General features: G+C 70.4%; 23 protein-coding genes. 7 read left to right on the top strand and 16 right to left on the bottom strand.

What is annotated here, in order from left to right:
• Window positions 1-15: 15 nt before the first annotated feature.
• From ACTWPV_RS48255 to ACTWPV_RS48280, 6 genes are all read left to right on the top strand, one after another.
• Complete coding sequence (locus ACTWPV_RS48255) at window positions 16-165, top strand: hypothetical protein (protein WP_443156998.1); 150 nt, start codon at window positions 16-18, stop codon at window positions 163-165.
• Window positions 162-1,352, top strand: a complete 1,191-nt coding sequence (locus ACTWPV_RS48260; protein WP_443156999.1) for an FAD-dependent monooxygenase — start codon at window positions 162-164, stop codon at window positions 1,350-1,352. The genes ACTWPV_RS48255 and ACTWPV_RS48260 overlap by 4 nt, the downstream gene beginning before the upstream one ends.
• Window positions 1,353-1,418: 66 nt before the next feature.
• Window positions 1,419-2,069, top strand: coding sequence for a TetR family transcriptional regulator (locus tag ACTWPV_RS48265; protein WP_443157000.1), 651 nt, complete (start codon window positions 1,419-1,421; stop codon window positions 2,067-2,069).
• 36 nt (window positions 2,070-2,105) lie between these two features.
• The gene (locus ACTWPV_RS48270) at window positions 2,106-3,038 is read left to right on the top strand and encodes an ABC transporter ATP-binding protein (protein ID WP_443157001.1); all 933 of its coding nucleotides are present in this window, start codon (window positions 2,106-2,108) and stop codon (window positions 3,036-3,038) included.
• Window positions 3,035-4,645 carry an ABC transporter permease gene (locus ACTWPV_RS48275; protein ID WP_443157002.1) on the top strand — a complete coding sequence of 537 codons (1,611 nt, stop codon included), beginning with the start codon at window positions 3,035-3,037 and terminating at the stop codon, window positions 4,643-4,645. The genes ACTWPV_RS48270 and ACTWPV_RS48275 overlap by 4 nt, the downstream gene beginning before the upstream one ends.
• A 441-nt stretch (window positions 4,646-5,086) precedes the next feature.
• Complete coding sequence (locus ACTWPV_RS48280; RefSeq protein WP_443157003.1) at window positions 5,087-5,926, top strand: helix-turn-helix domain-containing protein; 840 nt, start codon at window positions 5,087-5,089, stop codon at window positions 5,924-5,926.
• A 101-nt stretch (window positions 5,927-6,027) separates the two neighbouring features.
• Here the strand turns inward: ACTWPV_RS48280 and ACTWPV_RS48285 are convergent, their stop codons facing one another.
• On the bottom strand, window positions 6,028-7,116 hold the full coding sequence (locus ACTWPV_RS48285; RefSeq protein WP_443157004.1) for a hypothetical protein: 1,089 nt from the start codon (window positions 7,114-7,116) through the stop codon (window positions 6,028-6,030).
• 172 nt (window positions 7,117-7,288) lie between these two features.
• Window positions 7,289-7,840 carry an RNA polymerase sigma factor gene (locus tag ACTWPV_RS48290; protein WP_347647687.1) on the bottom strand — a complete coding sequence of 184 codons (552 nt, stop codon included), beginning with the start codon at window positions 7,838-7,840 and terminating at the stop codon, window positions 7,289-7,291.
• Between the two features lie 128 nt (window positions 7,841-7,968).
• On the opposite strand from ACTWPV_RS48290, the gene ACTWPV_RS48295 reads away from it, so the two are divergent.
• Entirely contained in the window at window positions 7,969-8,442 is a 474-nt protein-coding gene (locus tag ACTWPV_RS48295) for a hypothetical protein (protein WP_443157005.1), read from the top strand.
• Between the two features lie 161 nt (window positions 8,443-8,603).
• Here the strand turns inward: ACTWPV_RS48295 and ACTWPV_RS48300 are convergent, their stop codons facing one another.
• The 14 genes from ACTWPV_RS48300 to ACTWPV_RS48365 form a co-directional block, all read right to left on the bottom strand.
• Window positions 8,604-9,074 carry a hypothetical protein gene (locus ACTWPV_RS48300; protein ID WP_347647683.1) on the bottom strand — a complete coding sequence of 157 codons (471 nt, stop codon included), beginning with the start codon at window positions 9,072-9,074 and terminating at the stop codon, window positions 8,604-8,606.
• A gap of 193 nt (window positions 9,075-9,267) precedes the next feature.
• Window positions 9,268-9,936 (bottom strand): 4'-phosphopantetheinyl transferase family protein, encoded by a 669-nt coding sequence (locus ACTWPV_RS48305; RefSeq protein ID WP_443157006.1) that lies wholly within the window; start codon window positions 9,934-9,936, stop codon window positions 9,268-9,270.
• 11 nt (window positions 9,937-9,947) lie between these two features.
• Entirely contained in the window at window positions 9,948-11,102 is a 1,155-nt protein-coding gene (locus ACTWPV_RS48310; protein WP_347647681.1) for an acyl-CoA dehydrogenase family protein, read from the bottom strand.
• Entirely contained in the window at window positions 11,099-11,713 is a 615-nt protein-coding gene (locus ACTWPV_RS48315; protein WP_347647680.1) for a hypothetical protein, read from the bottom strand. The genes ACTWPV_RS48310 and ACTWPV_RS48315 overlap by 4 nt, the downstream gene beginning before the upstream one ends.
• Window positions 11,713-12,513 carry a hypothetical protein gene (locus ACTWPV_RS48320; RefSeq protein WP_347647679.1) on the bottom strand — a complete coding sequence of 267 codons (801 nt, stop codon included), beginning with the start codon at window positions 12,511-12,513 and terminating at the stop codon, window positions 11,713-11,715. The genes ACTWPV_RS48315 and ACTWPV_RS48320 overlap by 1 nt, the downstream gene beginning before the upstream one ends.
• 1 nt (window position 12,514) lies before the next feature.
• Window positions 12,515-12,778: an acyl carrier protein gene (locus ACTWPV_RS48325; RefSeq protein ID WP_347647678.1), complete on the bottom strand. Its 264-nt coding sequence runs from the start codon at window positions 12,776-12,778 to the stop codon at window positions 12,515-12,517.
• Complete coding sequence (locus tag ACTWPV_RS48330; protein WP_347647677.1) at window positions 12,775-14,049, bottom strand: type III PLP-dependent enzyme; 1,275 nt, start codon at window positions 14,047-14,049, stop codon at window positions 12,775-12,777. The genes ACTWPV_RS48325 and ACTWPV_RS48330 overlap by 4 nt, the downstream gene beginning before the upstream one ends.
• Complete coding sequence (locus ACTWPV_RS48335; RefSeq protein ID WP_347647676.1) at window positions 14,046-15,383, bottom strand: preATP grasp domain-containing protein; 1,338 nt, start codon at window positions 15,381-15,383, stop codon at window positions 14,046-14,048. Before ACTWPV_RS48335 ends, ACTWPV_RS48330 begins: the two co-directional genes overlap by 4 nt.
• 6 nt (window positions 15,384-15,389) lie before the next feature.
• Window positions 15,390-16,322 (bottom strand): 3-oxoacyl-[acyl-carrier-protein] synthase III C-terminal domain-containing protein, encoded by a 933-nt coding sequence (locus tag ACTWPV_RS48340; RefSeq protein WP_443157007.1) that lies wholly within the window; start codon window positions 16,320-16,322, stop codon window positions 15,390-15,392.
• Window positions 16,319-16,558: an acyl carrier protein gene (locus tag ACTWPV_RS48345; protein WP_347647674.1), complete on the bottom strand. Its 240-nt coding sequence runs from the start codon at window positions 16,556-16,558 to the stop codon at window positions 16,319-16,321. The genes ACTWPV_RS48340 and ACTWPV_RS48345 overlap by 4 nt, the downstream gene beginning before the upstream one ends.
• A gap of 15 nt (window positions 16,559-16,573) precedes the next feature.
• Window positions 16,574-18,325: a fatty acyl-AMP ligase gene (locus ACTWPV_RS48350; protein WP_347647673.1), complete on the bottom strand. Its 1,752-nt coding sequence runs from the start codon at window positions 18,323-18,325 to the stop codon at window positions 16,574-16,576.
• Window positions 18,326-18,422: 97 nt separating this feature from the next.
• Window positions 18,423-18,941, bottom strand: coding sequence for a hypothetical protein (locus tag ACTWPV_RS48355; RefSeq protein WP_347647672.1), 519 nt, complete (start codon window positions 18,939-18,941; stop codon window positions 18,423-18,425).
• Complete coding sequence (locus tag ACTWPV_RS48360; protein ID WP_443157008.1) at window positions 18,934-19,998, bottom strand: hypothetical protein; 1,065 nt, start codon at window positions 19,996-19,998, stop codon at window positions 18,934-18,936. Before ACTWPV_RS48360 ends, ACTWPV_RS48355 begins: the two co-directional genes overlap by 8 nt.
• Window positions 19,983-21,050: a polysaccharide deacetylase family protein gene (locus ACTWPV_RS48365; RefSeq protein ID WP_347647670.1), complete on the bottom strand. Its 1,068-nt coding sequence runs from the start codon at window positions 21,048-21,050 to the stop codon at window positions 19,983-19,985. The genes ACTWPV_RS48360 and ACTWPV_RS48365 overlap by 16 nt, the downstream gene beginning before the upstream one ends.
• Window position 21,051 lies beyond the last annotated feature (1 nt).

The following is a 21,051-nucleotide window of genomic DNA, read 5'->3' on the forward strand; positions in this document are numbered from 1 at the left end:
GCCTGGGGAGGGCCCATGCAAGCACTGCTCACCGCCCCTGATTCCGCCGCCGGCGTACGGCTCGACGAGACATGCGAACGCGCCGACCGGCACGACATCGACACGCTCGCCCGGAGGCTGCGGGCGACGGGCACTCCCCGTCGGATGACGGTGACGCTCCGATGAGCCGGCGCATCCTGATCTCCGGCGCGAGCATCGCCGGGCTCACCCTCGCGCACTGGCTGAGCAGGCGCGGCTTCGAACCCACGGTGATCGAGCGCTCCTCGCGTCTGCGCGCCGGCGGTAACGGCGTCGACGTCCGCGACCAGGCCATCGAGGTGGCCGAGCGGATGGGCGTCATGCCACGCATCAGAGCGGCAGGGGCTGACGTAGTGGGTATGGCGTTCCTGGACGCCAGCGGCGAGCCCCTGGCTCGGATGGACCTGCGGGCCAGAGGCGACGAAGTCGAGATCATGCGCGCCGATCTGGCGGCCATCCTGCACGCGACCGCCGAACGTGGCGTCGAATACGTCTTCGGCGACTCCATCCAGAGCCTGCGCCAGGACGATGACAGCGTCGCGGTCACCTTCGAGCACGGATCCCCGCGCAGGTTCAACCTGGTCGTCGGCGCCGACGGCATTCACTCCACGGTCCGCCGCCTCGCCTTCGGGTCGGAGACGCGGTTCCTGCGGTACCTGGGCCACTACTTCGCCTTCGCCGACGCCGATCCCGCCCTGGGCGAGAACCGCTGGGTCACGGCCTACAACGAGCCAGGCAGGATGGCCGGCGTCTATCGCTCGGGCAACCACACGGGCGCCAAGGCCAACTTCATGTTCAACCGTCGCGAACCGCTCCTCTACGACCACCGCGACATCGACCGGCACAAGGACCTCCTGCGCGAGGCATTCACCGGCCTCGGCTGGCATGTGCCCGCGCTGCTCGACCGGGCCCTGGCCGACCCCGACCTGTACGTCGACTCGCTCGCACAGGTTCGTATGCCCTCTTGGTCGTCGGGCCGCATCGCTCTGGTCGGCGACGCCGCCTACTGCGCTTCCCCGGTGTCGGGCTGCGGCGCCCGGCTGGCCATGGTCGGCGCCTACCGCCTGGCAGGCGAGCTCGCCACCGCCGACGGCGACCACGAGATCGCCTTCCGCCGATACGAGGACGGTTTCCGAAATGCCGTCCGGCGCATGCAACAGGTCGGCCCCAACCTCCGGCTCATGATTCCCAAGAGCCGACTCGGCGCCCGCATCAGGAACGCCATCGCCCGGTCACCGCTCCTGGACTCCCCGGCGGGCATCGAACGCATCATGAGCCCCAAGAACACCGACCCGTTGCCGGACTACGACAGCCGGGCCACCACCGCCTGCTGAGAGCCGGTGGAACGACGCCACGACCCCGGTTGCCATGCCGCTGAACACACGTTTACTATAGTAAACGTGTGTTCAGCACCTTCGGCGGATCTGACCGCCCAAGCCAAGATCCGTAACGCCGCCATCGAGCACTTCGCCCGCGACGGCTTCCAGAAGACGAACCTGCGCGCCATCGCGGCCACCGCAGGGGTGAGCGCCGCCCTGGTCATCCGGCACTTCGGCAGCAAGGACAACCTGCGGAGCGTCTGCGACGAGCATGTCCTGCAGATTCTGGTGCGGAGAGCCCGGACCGCGGCTGACCCCGTCGGCGTGCGCGATCTGTCCGAGGAACATCTGTCGCACTCGGAGGAGTACCGCCTCCATGTCCAGTACATGGTGCGCGCGATCGAGGACGACTCCTCCGCGGCCAGCACGTTCGTCAACACGCTGGTGGAGGAGACCGAGCAGATCTTCCTGCACGGGATCGCCAGCGGCTCGATGCGCCAGTCCTCCGACGTGCGGGCGCTGGCCGTGTTCACCGTGCTGGTGAGCCTGGCCACGCTCACCATGGCGCCGCCCCTGACCCGCGTGCTCGGCTTCGAACGGATGGGCCCTGACGTGCTGCGGCGCATCGGGCTGCCCATGCTCGAGATCTACACCCACGGCTTGTACACCGACGACACCATGCTCAAAGCCGCCCAGACCGTCTGGGACGCCCAGCCGGGAGACGACCTCTAGTCCTCTCCGCATCACCACCACACAAGGACACCCATGATGACTGCGACCGATGCCATTTCCATGGCCGGACTGGTCAAGTCGTTCGGCCCGGCACGGGCACTGAACGGCCTCGACCTCGCCGTACGGACTGGCGAGGTGCACGGCTTCCTCGGGCCCAACGGCGCGGGCAAGAGCACCACGATCCGGATCCTGCTGGGCCTGATGCGCCTCGACGCGGGTACCGTCCGGCTGCTCGGGGGCGACCCCTGGACACAGACCGCTGAGCTGCACCGCCGCCTGGCCTACGTGCCCGGCGACGTCACCCTGTGGCCCGGCCTGTCCGGCGGCGAGGCCATCGACCTGCTCGGCCGGCTGCGCGGCGGGCTCGACCGGCGGCGCCGTGACGAGCTGATCGAGCGCTTCGACCTCGATCCGCGTAAGAAGGGCCGCACCTACTCCAAGGGCAACCGGCAGAAGGTGGCCCTGGTCGCGGCGCTGGCCTCCGACGCCGAGCTGCTCATCCTCGATGAGCCCACCTCCGGTTTGGACCCGTTGATGGAGGAGGTCTTCCGGCAGACGGTCCAGGAGGTGCGACACGCGGGTGACCGTACGGTACTGCTGTCCAGCCACATCCTCTCCGAGGTCGAGGCGCTCTGCGACCGGATCACCATCATCCGCGACGGCCGCACCGTCGAGACCGGCACCATGGCCGAGCTGCGGCACTTCACCCGCACCTCCATCGACGCCGAGCTGGCCACCCCACCGGACGGGCTGGCCGGCCTGCCGGGCGTGCACGACCTGCGCGCCGACGGCTGCCGGGTACGCTTCAGCGTCGACGCCGCGGCGCTGGACCACGCGCTTCGCCACCTCACCCAGGCCGGCGTGCTCAGCCTCGTCAGCCGGCCTCCGACGCTGGAGGAGCTGTTCCTGCGGCACTACGACCGCGCGACCGCGAACGTCAAGGGCCGGCACGCGGAGGCAGGGCGATGAACGCGTTCGCCGGCACGGGAAAGCTCATCCGCCTGGTGCTGCGGCGCGATCGTGTGCTGCTCCCGCTGTGGGTGGCCCTCATCTGCGCGATCCCGGTGGTGTTCGTCGGCGCGTTCACCGGGGCGTACCCGACGGCCGAGGCCCGCCAGCACTACTACGAGACCAGCGTCCACACCAGGGCCTTCACCGTCGTGTACGGCGTGCTGAACGGCTCCAGCCTCGGCGAGCTCGTCTCGTGGCGGTCGGGGTTCGTGACGTTCATGGTCGCGCTGTTCGCGCTGCTCACGGTCATCCGGCACACGCGTACAGAAGAGGAGGCCGGGCGACGCGAACTGGTAGGAGCCACCGCGTTGTCGCGGCGTGCCGACCTGGCCGCCACTCTGATCGTCACCTGCGGGGCCGTCCTCGTCCTTGGTGTGGCATCGGCGCTGGCGCTGATCGGCCAGGGCCTGCCCGCCGCCGGTTCCCTGGCGCTGGGGCTCGGGTTCACGATGGCCGGCTGCGTGTTCGCGGCGATCGGCGCCGTGACCGCGCAGCTCACGACGGGCGCGGGCGGCGCGCGGGCCATCGGGATCAGCGTGCTCGGTGCCGCACTCATCCTGCGAGGTGTCGGCGACATCGCCGCGCAGTCCGGTGGCGGGCCCGCATGGGTGTCGTGGCTGACACCGCTCGGCTGGGCGGAGGCGCTGCGGCCCTACTCCGGAGAGCGCTGGTGGATCCTCGCGCTCGCGGCCGGCGCGGTGGTGGCCCTGATCGTGCTGGGCGTGGCACTGTCGGAGCGGCGCGACCTCGGCGCCGGCATGTTCCACGCCCGCCGGGGCCCGGCCGCCGCCGGACCTCGCCTGAGCAGCCCGCTGGCGCTGGCCTGGCGGCTGCACCGCGGCCCGCTGATCAGCAGGATCGCCGGACTCGCCGTGGTCGGGCTCGTGGGGGGCGCGATGTCGGCGAGTCTCGGGACGCTGATGGACAACAGCGGCGCCGCGGCCCGAGAGGCGCTGGCCCGGCTCGGCGGTCCCGGCACGCTCGTCGACCAGTTCCTCGCCCCCATGATGACCATGCTCTGCCTGGTCAGCGTCGGCTTCGCCATCCAGGCCGCGCTGCTGCTCAGAGACGAGGAGCGCGACGGGCGGGCCGAGCCCTTGCTGGCCACCCCGGTGCGTCGGCTGCGCTGGGCAGGCAGCCACTTCGTGTTCATACTGCTCGGCCCGGCGCTCGGGTTGATCGCCTTCGGGACGGCCGCCGGTCTGGCGCACGGCCTCAACACGGGCAACGTCGCCCGCGAGCTGTCCCGCCTCCTGGCCGCCGCTCTCGTGCAACTCCCTGTCGTATGGGTGTTCACCGGGGTCGCGCTCGCCCTGTTCGGGCTGCTGCCCCGGCGGGTCGCCGGCACGTTCGCGGTGGCCATGGTGAGCCTGCTGTTCGGCTGGGTCGGCCTGGAGTTGCAGCTCGACCAGTGGGTCATCAACCTGTCGGTCTTCGAGCACGTACCGAAACTTCCCGGCGGGGTCATGACGGCCACGCCACTCATCGTCATGACCGTCGTCGCGGCGGCCCTCGTCGCGGTCGGCCTGGCCGGATTCACCCGACGCGACATACCCACCACCTGAGCCTGGAGGTCTCTGGCTCTACTGCCGTTACGACGTCGCTGCGGCCGTCCGTGGCGGACCTGCCCGCGGGGACACCCTGCGCACGTGGCTCCGCGAACACGACGTCGGCGACCACGCACTCACCGTCGTCTCAGCCGACATCACCCATACGGCCCACGTCGCGGCCGCCGCGAAAGCGAACGTCCCGATCCGCTGATCTCACAACTGGGAGGAACCTCGCGATCGAAATTGTGGATGCTGCGCTGAGATCTCGGCGATTCTCTGCGCTGGACATCCTGGAATACGCCGGTAACGCTGACTTCTGCCCTGCCTTGGGAAATGAGGATACGGGTGAACGGAGAGCAAATGTCTCGTTCGCGTGTGACGACCTTGAGAGACTGGGGCGCCGGCGCGGTTATGAGTCGTGAGATCGACAGAGGGGATCTCTGCGCCGGCGCACGCATGCTCGATCTCGGCGTGGCCGTGCTGGAGGTGAAGAGGTTTCATCCGTTGACGGCTCAACGCGAGCCGTGCCGGGCGGGCACCGAACATGACGACGTGGTCCATCTCATCGTGCCGCAGCACGGCACCGTGAACGCGACCTGGTCGGGGCTGCGCGACACCGTGACCGTCGGCGATATCTACGCGCTCGACCTCGCCGGGTTGGAGGAGATGAACCTGCAGGCCGACGGACGTGACCATCTGGAGTTGGTCATGCTCACCGTCCCGAAGCCGCTGCTGCCACTACGCGGGGACGCGATGGCTGCTCTCCTTGGGCACGGCGTGTCCGCCGACGGCGGCATGGGCGGGCTGCTCAAACAGTTCATCGACGACCTGTCCGACGAGAAACTGTCGCTCAGCCCGGCGGACCGGCAACGGCTCGGGGTGGTGCTGGTGGATCTCGTGGCCGCGTGTCTGTCCGGACCACTCGAATCCGAACATGACCCACGGTCGAGCTCTCAACGGGAGGCCCTGAGCCTGCGCCTACGCGCCTACATGCAGCGCCATCTGCATGACCCCGAGCTCAGCCCGCGGACGGTCGCGGCGGCGAACTACATCTCGGTCAGCTACCTCCACCGACTGTTCCAGGAGCAGGGCGACACGGTCTCGGCGTGGATCCGCGACCAGCGCCTCGGGCGCATACGCCGTGACCTCGCCGACGCCGCAATGGCCGACGTGCCGATCTACGAGATCGCTGCCCGCTGGGGGTTCGGCCAGCCAGGGGACTTCAGCCGGGCCTTCCGCACGGCCTATGGCGTGTCGCCGCGCGAGTTCAGGTCCGGAACAGCGTGCCGCTCCTGAACTCGTGGGCGGCGGAGGCCGCCTACGCCTCGGCAAGGCCTTCCCGCCGTTCCGGTCACCGCGTCATCTTCGGCCATCTTCGTCGGCCCGCGCGGAGCCGGTCAGCGTTGCGGGCGGCGGCCCAGCTTGTCGGTCCAGCCGAACTCCTCGAAGGTCACCCGCGTCGTGTCCTCGCTCTTCTCGGTCACCGCGTACTCCAGCAGCTCCGCCGTGTCCTTGTTGACGATCAGCTGGAACTCGTACCCGTCGTCGCTCTTGACCGCCAGGCTGACCCCCTCACGCCCGGCGGCGTCCTCGACCTCGCCGTTCGAGATGATGTCGGGCTGGTCGGCGAGGATACGGAAGAGGGCCGCCCGGGTGCCGGGAGTGGTGGGGGCGGTCATGAGATCGACGGTGGTCTGCCACAGGTGGAGGTCGAACTCCTTGTCTGGGTCCGGCAGCTTCGCGAACTGGGCGCGCAGGCGGCCGGCCAGCGCCTTCTTCGACGTGGGCAGTTCGCCGACGTTCTGCATGGTGATGTCCATGTTGGGGATCGACAGCGGCCGCGGCAGGTTGTCGTCGACGCTCTTGGGTCTGTCCTCCAGCAGCTTCGGCGAACCCTGCTCCCTCCACTCGGCCTCGTCCTGCGGCGAGGGGAAGACGACCTCGCGGTCCGCTCTCTTCACGCGGTGGGTGCCGGCCGTCCGCTTCGGCCGCCACCGCTCCTCGGTCTCGACGATGTACGCCTTGTACGGCGGCCCGTCGGGGTAGATGCTCTTCCGCAGCTGCTCCAGCTTCTTGTTGTACTTCTCGTTGATCGCCACCAGCTCGTCGTCCTCCGCGCCGGTCCTGTCGACCTCCGCCTGCTCCTGGTGCCGGAGCTTCTCCGCCCCGGCCCAGAACTTCTCGGGCCAGTGGAAGGTGGGATGCGTCGTCCGCCGGCGGACGTACCAGTAGTCGCCGGACGTGGCGGTCTCACGCAGCGCGGTGTCCGCGGCGGCGAGCAGGAAGGACCGGGCGTCGATCCGGGTGGCCGGCGACGCCCCTGTGTCGCCGGTCGTGCTCCGCGGGGTGCGCGAAGGGTCCGCCGCGACCGGCGGGGTGTCACCGGCGGGCGCGCCGGACAGCACGCCTGTGGAGACGACGACCGCTCCGGCGGCGACCGCAGCGACCGCGCCGGTGGCCAGGAGGAACATGGGACGGCGAGCCATGATCGCTCTCCACGTAGGTGTCGGGTTCCTGGTGCTGCGAAACGTTCTGGCGAGGTCCTCGCGGCGGCGCCGGCGGTAGCTCGCCTCGGCACGTTCGTCCAGCTCATCGGGCCTGAGCCGAGCGAACATACGATCGGTCATGTCTTCCCCCTACGGGTGGATCCTGCGGACGTCAGCTCTCCTCGGCGAAGCGGCTGCAGGTCGGTCGCACCGGTCGTCGCGCGGCCTCCACCTCCTGGCGCAGCCTGCCGTTGAGCCGCTTGCGCGCCCGGTGCAGCCGGACGTTGAACGCTCGCGCCGAGCAGCCCATGACCGTCGCGGCCTGATCGGGCGTCAGGCCGTACCAGGTGGCCAGGATCATCGCCTCCACGTCCTTCTCGGGAAGGGCGCGCAAAGCGGAGATGGCCTGCTCCCGGTCCACCACGTGCTCGGCGACATCCCAGGCGACGTGCTCCCGCTCACTGGTCAGCACGGCGATCCGCTCGACCAGGTTGTTGCGCCGGTACCGCACCTCGCGCTGCTTGGCGAGTTTGTTGCGGGCAACACCGAGCAACCACGGCAGCACCTGCTCGGGCAGTTCGTCGAGCCGGCGCCAGGCCACGAGGAATGTCTCGCTGCACACGTCCTCGGCCACGTTCTGCTCGACTCGGAGCAGCACATAGCCCAGCACATTCCGGTAGTGCCGGTCGTACAGCATGGTGAATCGCTCTTGGGGATCGTCCACACCCAGTAGTCCCGCCAGCCGTCCCTCGATTACCACCGGACCCGAACTCTTCCCGCCCATCGGGAGCGGTCGTGCCGCCGGCGGGCGCGGCCAATGTACGTCGGCCCTGATCCGGGAGCGCGGCGACCATGTGGAAGGATCTGGCCACGATGGGTCCGTTCTCCGTGGTGCGGTGGGTGCGCGCGGCGAGTTTCGCTGCCACGTGCGCCGTCCTGGCCACGCTCGGACACCTGGCCGGCGGAGGCTCCTTCGACTCGGCGGCGGCGCTGGGCGGTTTCCTGCTCCTCCTGCCGCCCGCGCTGGCCCTGACCGGACGCGAACGCACACTCGCCTCCATCCTGCCCGCGACGGCCGCCTCGCAGGTGATCCTGCACACGCTCCTCACGCAGAGCGCGCAGCGGCATGCGGCAGCCCATCATGCAGGGATGGACGGCATGGTCCATGCGCATCCCGGCGCGTTCCCCGGGTTCGGGATGCTGCTCGTGCACGCGGCGAGCGTGCTGCTCACCTCCGTGCCGCCCTTCGACACCGGCAGCCCGGAGAAGGCAGGACCTGACCTGCAGAAGTACGCCCTGAAACTTCTGGAGGACGCCGCCCGCTGACGCGCTCCGACCACGTCCCCCCGGCTCAGCAGCGCCAGACCGGCAGAAAGCGAACAGGCACCGGCCGGAACCGGTGCCTGTTCGATGTGTCTGGCGCAGTCAGATGGAGCCCTGCGCGCTCTTCTGCGGGAGGCGTATCACCTCATCGCCGTCGGCAGCTCTCAGTGGTCGGAGACCGTGATCTTCATGCGGACGGAGCCGTCGTTGTCGCGGAGGCAACCGTCGGCGTCGTTGACGCGCAGCTGGAGGAAGCCCGCTTCGCGGGCCCGGATCAAGCCCCTGCTGCCGACCCTGTAGAGGTCTCCGTTGATCTTCGCGATCATCGAGCCGTGCGGGTGCCTGCTGAGGATCTTGCATGGCTGGTAGATCCTGCGGTCGATGTGCCTGGGGTAGCCGGCCGAGGACACGTAGGGGAACTTGCGGTGGTCGACCGTCCACCGGCCGCCGGCGTAGCGGGTCCGGATCATGTCACCGGGCTCGACGTACACGCCCGCGTGCTGCCAGCCCTTCTCGGCGCTGATCCATTTGCTCTTGCCGTAGTACGACGTGGCCGAGGCGGGTGAGGCGCCGGCGAGCACGCAGCCGCCGGCGGTGAGCGTGGCGAGGAAAAGGGTGGCCAGCTTCGATCGCATCTGTGAATGCCCTTCCGGGTCTCTTTTTCTTTATGGTCGCCGTACATATGGGTTAGATGCGCCCGAGGAAGGAAGGTTCGGAGCGTTGCCAAATTTTTTCGCCCCGAACATCGTTCTCCGCGAAAGGGATCGAAAGTCGAATCAAAAGACCTGTGGCCGGCTTCCCAGACCCTCAAAAAGGTACGCAGAGGTCCTAAATGGTGGAATTCGGCCAGGTCGGAAGAGTTCGAGCGCTGATCGCCGCTGCCGCCCGGAATCCCGGCGGCACCGGTACGTCCAGCACCAGCCACGTTCCCGGCAGGCTGCAGGCCGGGTCCCGGACGAGCGCGGGTGACGGCCCGTTGACCGGTAGCCGCAGACCCTGAGCCAGCCGCCCGCCGGCCGCCTTGACGCAGGCCTCGCGCCGCGTCCAGAGCCACGCGAAACGCTCCGGCGACCCGTCGACGAACTCGGCCTCCCCCGCCGGGAAGAACCTGCGGGCGAACGCCGCCCGGTCGAGCTCAGGACGCAGCCGCTCCACGTCGACGCCCACGCTGCGCCCGTACGCCACGACCAGCAAGGCCAGGTCCCCCGAGTGCGACAGGTTCCACTGCACGTCGGGCCTGCCCGGCACGTACGGCTTGCCGTGCCTGCCGGCGGCGATCCGCACCTCGTCGGGGCGAACGCCCATGCGCCGGCCGAGCACCCGTCTCACGACCCCGTGGGAGACGATGAAGCGCCGCCTGGCGTCCGCGTCGGTGAGGTCCGCCGCCCTGGCCTGCTCGTGCTCGTCGAGCCGGCTCGACAGTTCGTCCAGGTCCGCCGTCCGGGCGGTGGAGATCCGCCAGATCTCCACGCCCCGCCACAAGGTCAACGCTTCCACCGGCGATCGCGTCAGCCGCGGAGGAGCGTGCCTTGGGAGATGCCCTGGAACACGTTGAGATGGTGGACGTTCCGCGTGCCCTCCATGTACTCGATGCCGCGCGCGTCGCGTGCGAACTTGTCGAGCAGCGGATGCTCCAGGCGCGCACCGGGCCCGAAGAAGTCGAGCGTGCGCAGGGTCACGTCCTCCGCCAGGCGGGCCGCGCGCGACTTCGCCGCGGAGGCGAGCGGGCCCACACCCGGACCATCCTGGTCCGACGCGAGGGCGGCCCGGCGGACGAGCTGCCGCACGCCTTCGATGCGCAGGCCGATGCCGTCGAGCTCGGCGCGTTCCCATGCGGTGAGCTCACGCCGGTGCGCGCGTACGTAGTCGTGGGCGCCGCGGGCGATCCCCAGTCCGAGGGCGGCCACAACGGGTCGCAGCTGGTTCAGCGCGCGGACGGCGCCGAGCAGCCCGCGCCTGGACGGGGACAGGTGCGCTCCGAGCAGCCGGCCGGCCGGGATCTCGACGGAGGTGAGGCGCACATCGGTGACCTGGTTGCCGCGCAGCCCCACCGTGGGAATCGGCGTGGCGGTGAAGCCGGGGTGGCCCGTGTCGGCGAGCACCGCGACGATGCCGAGCGGTCCCGGCTTGACCCGGGCGAAGATCACGCCGAGGTCGGCGCGGGCGGCGTTGCCGATGAAGCGTTTGGCGCCGTCGAGCAGCAGGCGATCGCCGTCCTGGGTGAGCGTGGTCTGCAGCGCGCCCGCGTCCGATCCGCGTTCGGGCTCGGTGAGCGCGAAGAAGGTCCAGGTGGGACGTTCGGTGATGCGCCCGAAGAAGAGCTCCTGCTGCGCCCTGCTGCCGAGGTGGCTGACGAGCACCCCGGACATCGAGGGGCCTGGTGCGGCCAGCATCATGCCCGCGTCGGCGGCTGCCAACTCCTCGCAGAGCGTGACCCGCTCCATCCCGCTTCCGCGGAAGGGGTGGCCGTCGAGCACGATCGGATCGTCGTCGTACTCCTCGGGAACCGGAAACCTGGCGAGGAACCGCATGGCGGGCAGGTCGAGGAGCTCGTGCACCAGGCCGGGAGTGCGTTCCAGGTCGAGCGCCCACTTCGCGAGGTCCTGCGCCCACTCGCGGGCATGGGCACGCAGCACCGACTGCTGCTCGTTCAGCTCGATCATCGCGCTGCCTTTCCGGTGTAGGCGTCGGCCAGGAGTTCGGAGACGTGGGCGCTCTGGCCAGGGCCGTCGGCGCGGAAGCCGCTGCCGCCGAGCAACCTCAGCAGCATGCGGTCCGCCAGCGTGATCCGCTGGTGGAGCGCCGTCAGATGGTCGTGGTCGAGATCGCCGGGCTGCGCTCCCTCGAGCACCGTGAGGACCTCCAACTGCTCGATCACCGCCTCGGCCAGCTGGGCCTTGACCAGTTGGAGCAGCAGCAGCGGCGACCCGTCAGACGTGCGCCCGCCCAGATAGGAACGGCAGTGTTCGAGTAGCCCTTCGGACAGGCCGTAGCGCAGCCAGGCCAGCCCCAGGGTCCATGCGGCGTTCGCCTCCGCCCTCGCCGGCTCGCGCAGGGCCACCAGTGACCGCCCGTGCAGCGCCACCTCGCCGAGGCTGGTGGCCGTGGCCTGCGCGCCCGCCACCTCGCGCGGGACGAGGGCGTGACCGGCAGGACCGTAGACGACCCTGCCCGCCGCCGGCCCCGCGTGCAGCAGGAGAGCCGCGGCGACCAGCCCTTCCGTCCTGGCGGTGGCGCGGATGGTCGCGTAGGGGGATTCGTCGTGGGAAGTCATCACGCCTCGCCTTGGGTGTCGAGTGTGCAGATGCTGAGGTTGCCCATCGTGCGGTCGTAGTCGGCGACGGCGACTCGCCGGCGGCGCCACCCGGGCAGCGCGGCGGCCAGCGCCACCCAGACCCCGGTGCAGGGCAATCCGGTCGGCGCGACCCTGATGTCCTCGAACTCGGTCGGGAGCGTCGCGGCCAGGCCCCGTCCCGCGACCAGCGCCGTACGCCCTCCCAGCTCCGCGGCGAGCAGGCCGGCCACCCGCCCGGGCGGAATCTCGGTCCATTGACGCACCTCGAAGCCCTCCGCCAGTTCGCCGCCGCCGGTGAACACCAGGCCCGCGGCACAGTCCCGCAGCGGCACGACCTCTTCCGTCCCGGCCACGTCATAAGGCAGGCTCCGCTGGTCCATCACCATCAGCACGCAGGCCGGCGCCCCGTACGTGCGAAGGATCTTCAGGGCGGTGAAAGGCGCGACCACCCCCTGATCCGTCACCCCGAGCGGGAAGGGCTCTCCGGGGAGCAGGTCCGCGAGGAGCGAGGTCGGCGACCGGATCAGATCGGTGTCGGGCACGGCGGTCGCCAGGGCGAACACGTCGACCGGCACCGGCAACGGCCCCAGCTCCGGGACCACGGCCGCTGCCATCTCCGCGTAACTGTTGAGCCGGGTGGACAGGTAGCCGGGGCGCGGAGGCAGGCCGTACAGGCCGGTGACGTCCTGGACGTAGCTGTCCATCAGCGCGTGGGCCCGGCCGGGGGAGAACGGCCGCCCCTCGTCGAACATCCGGGTTTCGATGCGATGCAGCCGCACGCTAGCCCTGCTCGATGACGTAGTCGGCGAGCGAGCCGACCGTCTCGAAATGCCGCTGCTCCAGAGTGTCGGTGTCGAACTCGATCCGCAGGTCGTCCTCCAGCCGCATCAGCAGCTCCAGCACGCTCGTCGAATCGAGTCCGAGGTCGTCGAACAGGCGGGTCGGCTCGTGGATTTCCGAGCTTTCCCTGCCGAGCATGGCGGCGAGGGCGCCCGCGATGGCGCCGGTGATCGCGGAACGCTCGATCTCCTGGGTTCTGCTCATGAGCTGGTCTCCTTACGTGGGATGAGTCGCTGCCTGTCCAGCAGGTCGCCGACACGGTCGCGGTCGCGGACGAGGTGGGCCACACCGTCGACCACCAGGACCTCCGCGGGATGCCCGTGGCTGAGGAAGAGCACCGGTGACGCGCTGGGGCCGTACGCGCCGGAGTTGAACACCCCGAGCAGGTCGCCGGGGCGCAGTTCTGGCAGCTCGACCGCCTTGCCGATCGTGTCGTTGGGCGTGCACAACGGGCCGGTGACGTTCCAGGGTCCCGATGGCGGGTCGGTCCGGTTGAGCAGCCGCATCGGGAAGTTGCGCTTGACGAACGACCCGATGCCCACAGCCGCCATGTGGTGGTTGGTGCCGCCGTCGGCGATCGCGAACCGCTCCCCCATCGAGGACTTCACGTACCGCACGCGTACGACGTAGACACCGGCCGGCGCGGTGAGGTAGCGGCCCAGCTCCATGATCATCCGGGTCCCGGGATGGTGTGCGGCGAACCCCTCGATGACCGGGTTGAGCAGGCCGGCCAGGACGTCCACGTCGAGGTCCCGCTCGCCGTCGAAGTAGGCCACGCCGAGCCCGCCGCCGACGTCGACGATGTCGAGGGGAAAGCCGAGCTTCTCCGACAGCCGTTCCGCCATGTCGAGGATGAGCGCCGTGTTCTGCGCGACGACGTCCTCGCTGAGGATGCGGGTCCCCATGTACGCCTGGACACCGACGATCCGCACGTTCGCATGTCCGCCCACGAGGTCCGGCGCTCCCAGGAGCTGCTCCTCGTCGATGCCGAACTGGCGGGGCTTGCCTCCCATCGTCAGCTTCGAGCCCTTGACGGAGAAGGCGGGATTGACGCGGAGCACCACGGCCGCGGTCTGGCCTCGTTCGGCGGCGAGGCGGTCGATCAGGTCCAGCTCGCCGAAGGACTCGCACACGATGGCGCGCACCGGCGTGTCGAGACAGGCGCGCAGTTCCGCCTCGCTCTTGCCCGGGCCGAGGAAGATGATGTTCGCGGGCGCGATGCCGGCCCGCACGGCGGTGGTCAGCTCGGCCAGGGAGGAGACCTCGGCCCGCGCGCCGTACGAACCGAGCAGGGCGCAGATGGACAGGTTCGGGTTCGACTTGAGCGAGAAGAAGAGCTCGAGCCGTGCGTGCAGGCGGGCGCGCAACCTCTCGTACTGGTCTCGCAGGGCGTCACCGTCGTACAGGTAGAGCGGTGTGCCGTACTGGCCGGCCAGCTCACCGATCCCGATCCCCTGGACCTGGTACGCCGTCATGTCAGTCTCCTCACGATCTCGTGGTCGAGGGCGGTCCGCGCATCGTGGTCGTCGGCGATCAGCAGGCCGTACAGGCGCCCGTCGAAGGAGGAGCTCTCCCGTGCGGCGGCGTTCACCGTGGCGAAATTGTTGACGAGCAGACCGGCGCCGCCCGGGCCCTCCAGCAGCAGCCCTGCCAGCTTCCCGCGCAGAACCCGGTACGGCAGGCGCTCGCTGAGCCGTAGCGGGTACTGCCTGGCCAGCGCGACCTGCCCCGGCGCCATGAAGCGCTCCTGAAGGGGCAGCTGGTAGGTCGACATGTTGTGGCGCGCGTTGATCTCGACCACGGGATACAGCCGCCCGCTCGTGTCCACCATGGCGTCCACGCCGACCACGCCGTGGAAGCCGTCCCGTGCGAGGATCTTCGCCAGCCGCTGGGAGGATTCCTCCAGCTCGGCCACCTGAGCGGCCGTGATCGTCGCCGGGATGCGGTGCCCCTTGTGCACGCCGTTCTCGGTGATGGCCTCCTTGACGAAGTCGAAGTGCGCGTTCGCGTCCGGGCCGACGGTGAACTGGTAGTTGAGGTCGGCGGACTTGGCCACCCACTCCTCGATGACCAGCGCGACCGTGTCGTCGCCGGACTTGGCGGCCCGGCGCCGAATCATCGCGTGCAGGCGCTCCAGTCTCCGCCGGTCCTCGACCACCACGATGCCCTTGCCCGAGACGCCGAAGGCGTCCTTGATCACCAGGCTCCTGCCCTGGTCGAGCAGGGGCAGCGCCTCGTCCAGCGCGGCCTCCAGCTCGGCCATGGTCTCGGCCGTCCGCCCGGCCACCTGGCGCAGGCCGGCGTCGTCGGCGGCCCGGCGACTGTAGATCTTGCTGTTCACCACCTTGCACACGTCGGCCCGCGGCGTGACCAGGGGCAACCCGGTCGCCGCGGACAGCCGCTCCTCCAGGATCGAGGTGCCGTGCGGGGCCAGCCGGACGCCTTCCAGCGCCGACAGGGTCGCCACAAGGTCAGGGTCGTCGAGCGCGTCGAGCGTCACGGTGCGTTCCGGGTCGTTGCGCGCGACCGTGTGGATCCGGGGCAGGTCGACGCCCAGCTCGGCGAGATGGGCGACGTAGTCCTCGTCGGGAGCCTCCTTGAGGATCACGTGGTCGTGAGGGCCCGCCAGGAGCAGGGTGAACTCGTCCATCCGGTTGACGACGGCGGCTCCGGCGGAGAATCCCGGGCGGGGAAGACCCTTCTCCCCCACCGCCCACTGGTCCTCGACCTCGAAATTGCCGACGAAGGCCAGCGGCGTGTCCGGCGAACCCGTCAGCGCCGACTTGACGCGTTGGAGAAACATGAGCATGCCTTTTCAGTGTTCGAACACCATGGCGGAGAAGAACCCGCCCAAGCCCACGGCGGCCATCACGTACCGGTCGCCCGGCCGCAACCGGCCGAGTTCCTGAGCCGTACGGAGATTGATGAAGGAGTCGGCGCAGAAGCAGTGGCCGGTCTCCGGGACGTTGTCCAGCAGGACGCGTTCCAGCGGGAAGCCCATGAGCCGGCACACCCGCACCCAGGAGACGCGGTTGACGTTGTGCGGCAGGATCAGGGCCACGTCGTCGAGGGAGATCCCGGCCCGGTCCACGGCGGCCGTCAGGACGTCGGCCACCGCGTTCGGATAGACCTGCTGGAAGTCGGCGTTCAACTCGTCAGGGAGCACGTAACCGGAGTGGAACCTGCCGTACGTGCGCGTCGCGTATCCGAGCACCCGATCGTGCCCGCCCCCGACGCCGACCAGGAGCGCCGCCGCCCCTTCACCGTTCACGGCCGCGCCGGGCACCGTTCTCGCCATGGTGGTGAAGGTCTTCTCGCCGGTCAGGATCAGGGCGAGGGCGTCGGGATCGCCGTCGGCCGCCAGCAGCCGGCCGGCGAGGTCGACCGCGAGCAGCCCCGACGCGCACACCTGGTGGACGATGGCGAACGCCTGCGCCCGGCGCAGCCCGAGCGCCCGCCTCACCTCGTGAACGTCGCTCCTCGGGTAGACGGTCGCGACCGGCATGCTCCGTGCCTGGATCACGTAGCGAACGCGGTCCTCCTGGCCGTGCAGTTCGCTGAGCTTGCCGGCGGCGGCGAGCATGAGGTCGTAGCCGGTGCCGCCGGGCTCGCGGCGGACGTGCGAGAGACCGAAGAACCGTTCGAACGCCCTGAGCTGCGCGTCCGTCAGCCCCAGCTCGTCCCGGAGCGAGGCGATCGCCACGCGTTGCGGCGGAAGGTGGACCGCGACTTCCCGCAGGTCGGTCATCGCTGTTCCACCAGCGTGCTCAAGTGCTCGGCCAGCGCGTCAATGGTCTCGTAGTCCCAGGCCACGGTCGGCTCTATCCGCAGATCCAGATGGTCCTCGATGTCGCCGCACATCGCGAACGTGTAGACCGAGTCCAGCCCGTACGTCGCCAGCGACACCGAAGGACTGATCTCCGACGGATCCCTGCCGAGGTAGGACGCGACCCGCTGGGTCAGCCAGCTACGCAGATCGTCCACGGACGTCTCCTTCGTTCATGTCACCCGGTAGCGAGCGCGCACGGCGGGCGTGAGCTCCTCGTGCACGGCCTTGAGCTCGTCCTTGGTGAACAGGTCGCGCGTCAGCCCGCGCTGGATCTTCCCGCTGGTGGTCCGCCGGACCTGGGACGGCCTGACCAGGACCACGCCGCCGACCGCGACGCCGAAGTCACGCCGGATGGCGCTGCGGATCTGCGCGGCGAGGCCGGACGGCGTCATGTCCTCCAGGGCGTGCGCGCGGCACTCCTGGACGATCACGATCTCCTCGTCCGGGGTGGGCACCGTGAAGACCGCGCCGACCCCGCGAGCGAGCGCCGGGTGCGCCGCGCGCACCGTCGCCTCCAGATCCTGGGGGTAGAGGTTCTGCCCGTGGACGATCAGCACTTCCTTGATGCGGCCCGTCACGTAGAACTGACCGTCGTGGATCGTCCCGAGGTCGCCGGTGCGCAGGTAGTCGCCGCCGCCCCGGCCGGTGGTCGCTCCGAAGACGGCCCTGGTCGCGTCAGGACGGTTCCAGTAGCCGCGCGCCACCTGGGGACCGCGCACCCAGATCTCGCCGATCCGCCCGTCCGGCAGGATCTCGCCGTCCACGGGGTCCACGATGACGATCTCGTCGCGGGCGGGCCCGCTGGAGACCAGGTGCCGGGTGTGCTCCTCCGTACCCGCCGGCAGGGCGGGCACGAAGTGGCCGAGGGCGAGTTGGAAGGCGTCCGCGCCGGTGGTCACCGGGCCGCGCCGATGGTCGGAGCAGCTCACCGCCAGGGTCGCCTCGGCCAGGCCGTAGGCGGGGAGCATGGCCACGGGATCGAGCCCATGAGGCTGGAAGCGCTCGATGAAGGCCTGCTGGGTCGCGGCGCGGATCGGCTCCGACCCGTTCAGCACCTGGGTGACCGAGGAGAGGTCGATCCCGGCCGCCTGCGTCTCGGTGACCGCTCGCACGCAGAGGTCGAAGGCGAAGTTGGGGGCGGCGGTGAGGTTGACGCGGTGCCGGTCGAGCAGCCGCAGCCAGGCGTACGGCCGTTTCACGAAGGCCAGGGGGGACATCAGCACCGTCGTGGCGCCCAGGCACAGGGGGGTCAGCAGCAGGCCGATCAGCCCGAAGTCATGGAAGGTCGGCAGCCAGCCGCCGAAGCGCGTCCTTGATGTGGCGCCGGTCAGCCGGCAGAAGAGCTCGGTGTTCGCCCGGACGTTGCCGTGGTCGACCATGACGCCCTTGGGGTCTCCGGTGGAACCGGACGTGTACTGCAGGAAGACCAGGCTCTCCGCGCCGGTCGTCCCCGGGTCGGCCCACTGCTCGGCCGGCGGGAGCGCTCCGTCGACGGCCAGGCAGGTCATCGTCTCCAGAGCGGCGTCGGCGGCCCACTCCTGTACGCCGTCCAGCCCTGCCTGCTCGGCCAGCGCCACCTTGACGCCCGCGTCTCTGGCGATGCCCGCCAGGCGGGCCTGGTGGCTGCGGTGACCGCCGGGCGGCGGCGCCGGAACCGCGATCATGCCCGCGTAGACGCAGCCGAAGAAGGCCGTGACGAAGCCGAGGCCCGGCTCGTTGAGCAGCAGGACCCGATCGCCCGGGTCGGCGTGCAGGTGGAGCAGCGCGGCCACGCGGCGCGCGGCTCGATCCAGCTCGGCGTAGGTGAGGCACTGGTCGCCGGCGGCGTCCGTCGGGTCCGTCGCGAAAACGACCGCTTCCTGATCGCCGCGGACGACGGCCCAGTCCCGCAGGAGCGCCGTCAAGGTGTCGTGGTCAGGCATGCAACCCTCCCTGATGGGAACTTGATGGGATGATTTCGTCCGGTTCTCGGAGGCGACAGCCGCGTTCGGGCGGCCCAAGGGCTATGCCTGATCGGCTTCACAGCCCCGCCCGGACGGCCGCGTACCGGACCCGCGTGTAGAGGGTGTTCAGGTCGTCGAGTTCGGCGTGGGGCGAGAGGAAGTGCGAAGGCACCTCGTTCGCCACCCGGGTCGAGGCGGGCACCACCGCGTCGGCGCCCGGGCCGCTCCTGCCCGGATCCGCCCAGCTTTCGGCGGCGTCCAGGGCGGTCAGCAACTCGGTCACGTTCGCGGACGACGGTCGCCTGGCCACGAACACCCCCCGCGACAGGTAGCGCCCGGAGCCGGCGGCGAGCACCGCGAGCAGGGCCCGGTCGGCGAGCGTCTCGCAGGCCAGGGTCGTCACGACCGGCCGGTCGTCCGGCCGCTCGGCGAGCGCCTGCTCGGGTCGGGCGCCGCACAGGGGACAGGTGACGGAACGCAGGCTGACCTGGGGATCGAGCACCCCTGGCGGCGCGGGGATCGAGGGCGGGATGAGCAGCAGCGCGCGTGCCTCCCGCCGGGCCATCCGCTCGGTGATGGTCGCTGCCTCACGCACGGACGAGCTCCTCCAGACGCGGCCGGGCCGCCGCCCGACCGCGTTCGACGGCCTGGACGCCGAGCCCGGTCAGAGCCGCGGACGAACGCTCGTCCAGGCGGGCACGGTCGGCGGCGCCGAGCCCTGAGGCGACCCACGAGGTGATCGCCCGGTGGAGCATCCAGTCCGCGCCGGGGCCCGCGCGTTCACCCGCGTCCGCCCCGAGGATGTACGCGGCGGCCCACAACTCCCGCGCGTACGCGGGGACGTCCCGGCGCGGCAGGGCGGCGAGGATCCGCCGCGGATCCATGCCGATCAGGGCCGACCAGTCCGCCCAGTACCAGCCGAAGGGATGCTCCACGGGCTCTCCCGCACGAAACAGCCGCAGGAAGCACCGGGAGTCGATGAGCTCGACCGCGAACGTCCCCCGCTCCCGGTCGTCCCACGTGCGCCAGTGTCCGGGGGCGAGGTGCGTGTCGCCCGCGTAGACGGTCGCGTGGAAGGAACCGGGATGTCCGGCCAGGCTGGGCGTGTCCTCATGGTCGAGCAGATGCGGCACCGCGGCGAGCACGGGCAGTCCGCGCTCGGCGCAGAAGAGCGCGACCATCTCGTCGTCGTCGCGGATGTCGTCGCTGATGGGAGCGAGGTACGCGGCCAGCTCCCTGGCGCGCTCGGCCGGGAGCACGAGCCCCTGGGTCGGGATCCACTCCTCCTGCGACAGCGGCGCCCACGCGGAGCCGGCCGCCGCGGCCCGCCTGACGAAGTACGAGTTCTGCGGGCTGTTCCAGTTGGAGTAGAGGGCGACGGCGTGCCGCGGCCGCGCGCGGACGGCATCGGCCAGGTGGGCGGCGAATCCGGCGCTCAGCCGTACGTCGTCCTGCAGGACGAGATGGTGGGTGGCGTCGTCGGGCACGGCCGCCCAGGCGCGCTTTGCCGTACGCAGCGGGCTGGGGGTTCCCGACGGGTCCGGATCCACGATCACCCGCGCGTCGAGCGGGGCACACGAGGCGAGCAGCGAGGTGACCCGGTCGGCCCGGCGCGGATGATGCATGATCGCGACGCTTATGCGGATGTCCATGAAGATCCCACGCGCTCTTTCTGCTCGTCGGCGTCGATCAGGTCCTCGACGGGCACGAATCTGCACCCGCTCACCATGAGGGTCTCCAGGATCAGCGGGAGCGCCTCGATCGTCTGCGAACGGTCGCCGCCGCCGTCGTGCAGGAGCACGACGGATCCGAAGTCCGTGTCGCCGATCACCTGGTGGGCGATCGCCGAAGCGCCGGGCAGCGCCCAGTCCGCGGCCTCGACGTCCCAGAGCACGGTGGTCTGTCCGTGCCGGGCCAGCCACCCGAGCACGTCGGCGTCGCGGCCGCCGAAGGGCGGCCGGAACAACGTCGTGACCTGCCCGGTGATCCCGGCCAGCACCTCGGCCGTCCTGTCCACCTGGGCGAGGACCTCCTGCCTGGTGAGGTCGGGCAGGTAGGGATGTGACCACGTGTGGTTGCCCACGCCGTGGCCTTCCTCCGCGATCCGCGCCACCAGGTGGGGATGGGCCGCGGCGTGCAGCCCGAGGCAGAAGAAGGTGGCGGGCACGCGGTAGTGGCGGAGCAGGTCGAGCACGCGCGGCGTGTGGTCGGGGTGAGGGCCGTCGTCGAAGGTGAGCGCCACCCTCGGGTGCACGCGGCTGCCGTGCGGCAGGCACCGGCCCGAGGCGACCTGCTCGGCCTCGACGAGCGCGGCCGACTCCAGGTCCTCCTCGATCCGCTGGTCGAGCCCGGTGAGCGTGCCCGAGTCGAGGACGATCCTGGTCAAGCGTGACCTGTCGGTACGGCCCAGCTCCGCCAGGACGGCCGCGTCCGGCGAGCCGAACGCCCGCCTCAGCGGTGCGACGTCGCCGTCGGCGCGGTAGACGTCGAGTCCCGCGGCCGTCAGATGACCGTCGACGACCCCGTTGGTGGCGTCGATGACGCACATCAGCGGTTCGCGTCCGGCCAGCCGGAGGAGGCGGGCCACGACGTCCCCCACCCCCACGGTCTCGAGGCGGAGCGGGGGCACGACGTGGGCTCCCGCGTGATCCAGGACGGCCAGCTCGTACGCGTCCTTCTCCCATCCGATGCCCGCGTACCACATC

This window comes from Nonomuraea sp. KM88 (genome assembly GCF_052245635.1).
In the GTDB taxonomy this organism is placed as follows: Bacteria; Actinomycetota; Actinomycetes; order Streptosporangiales; family Streptosporangiaceae; genus Nonomuraea.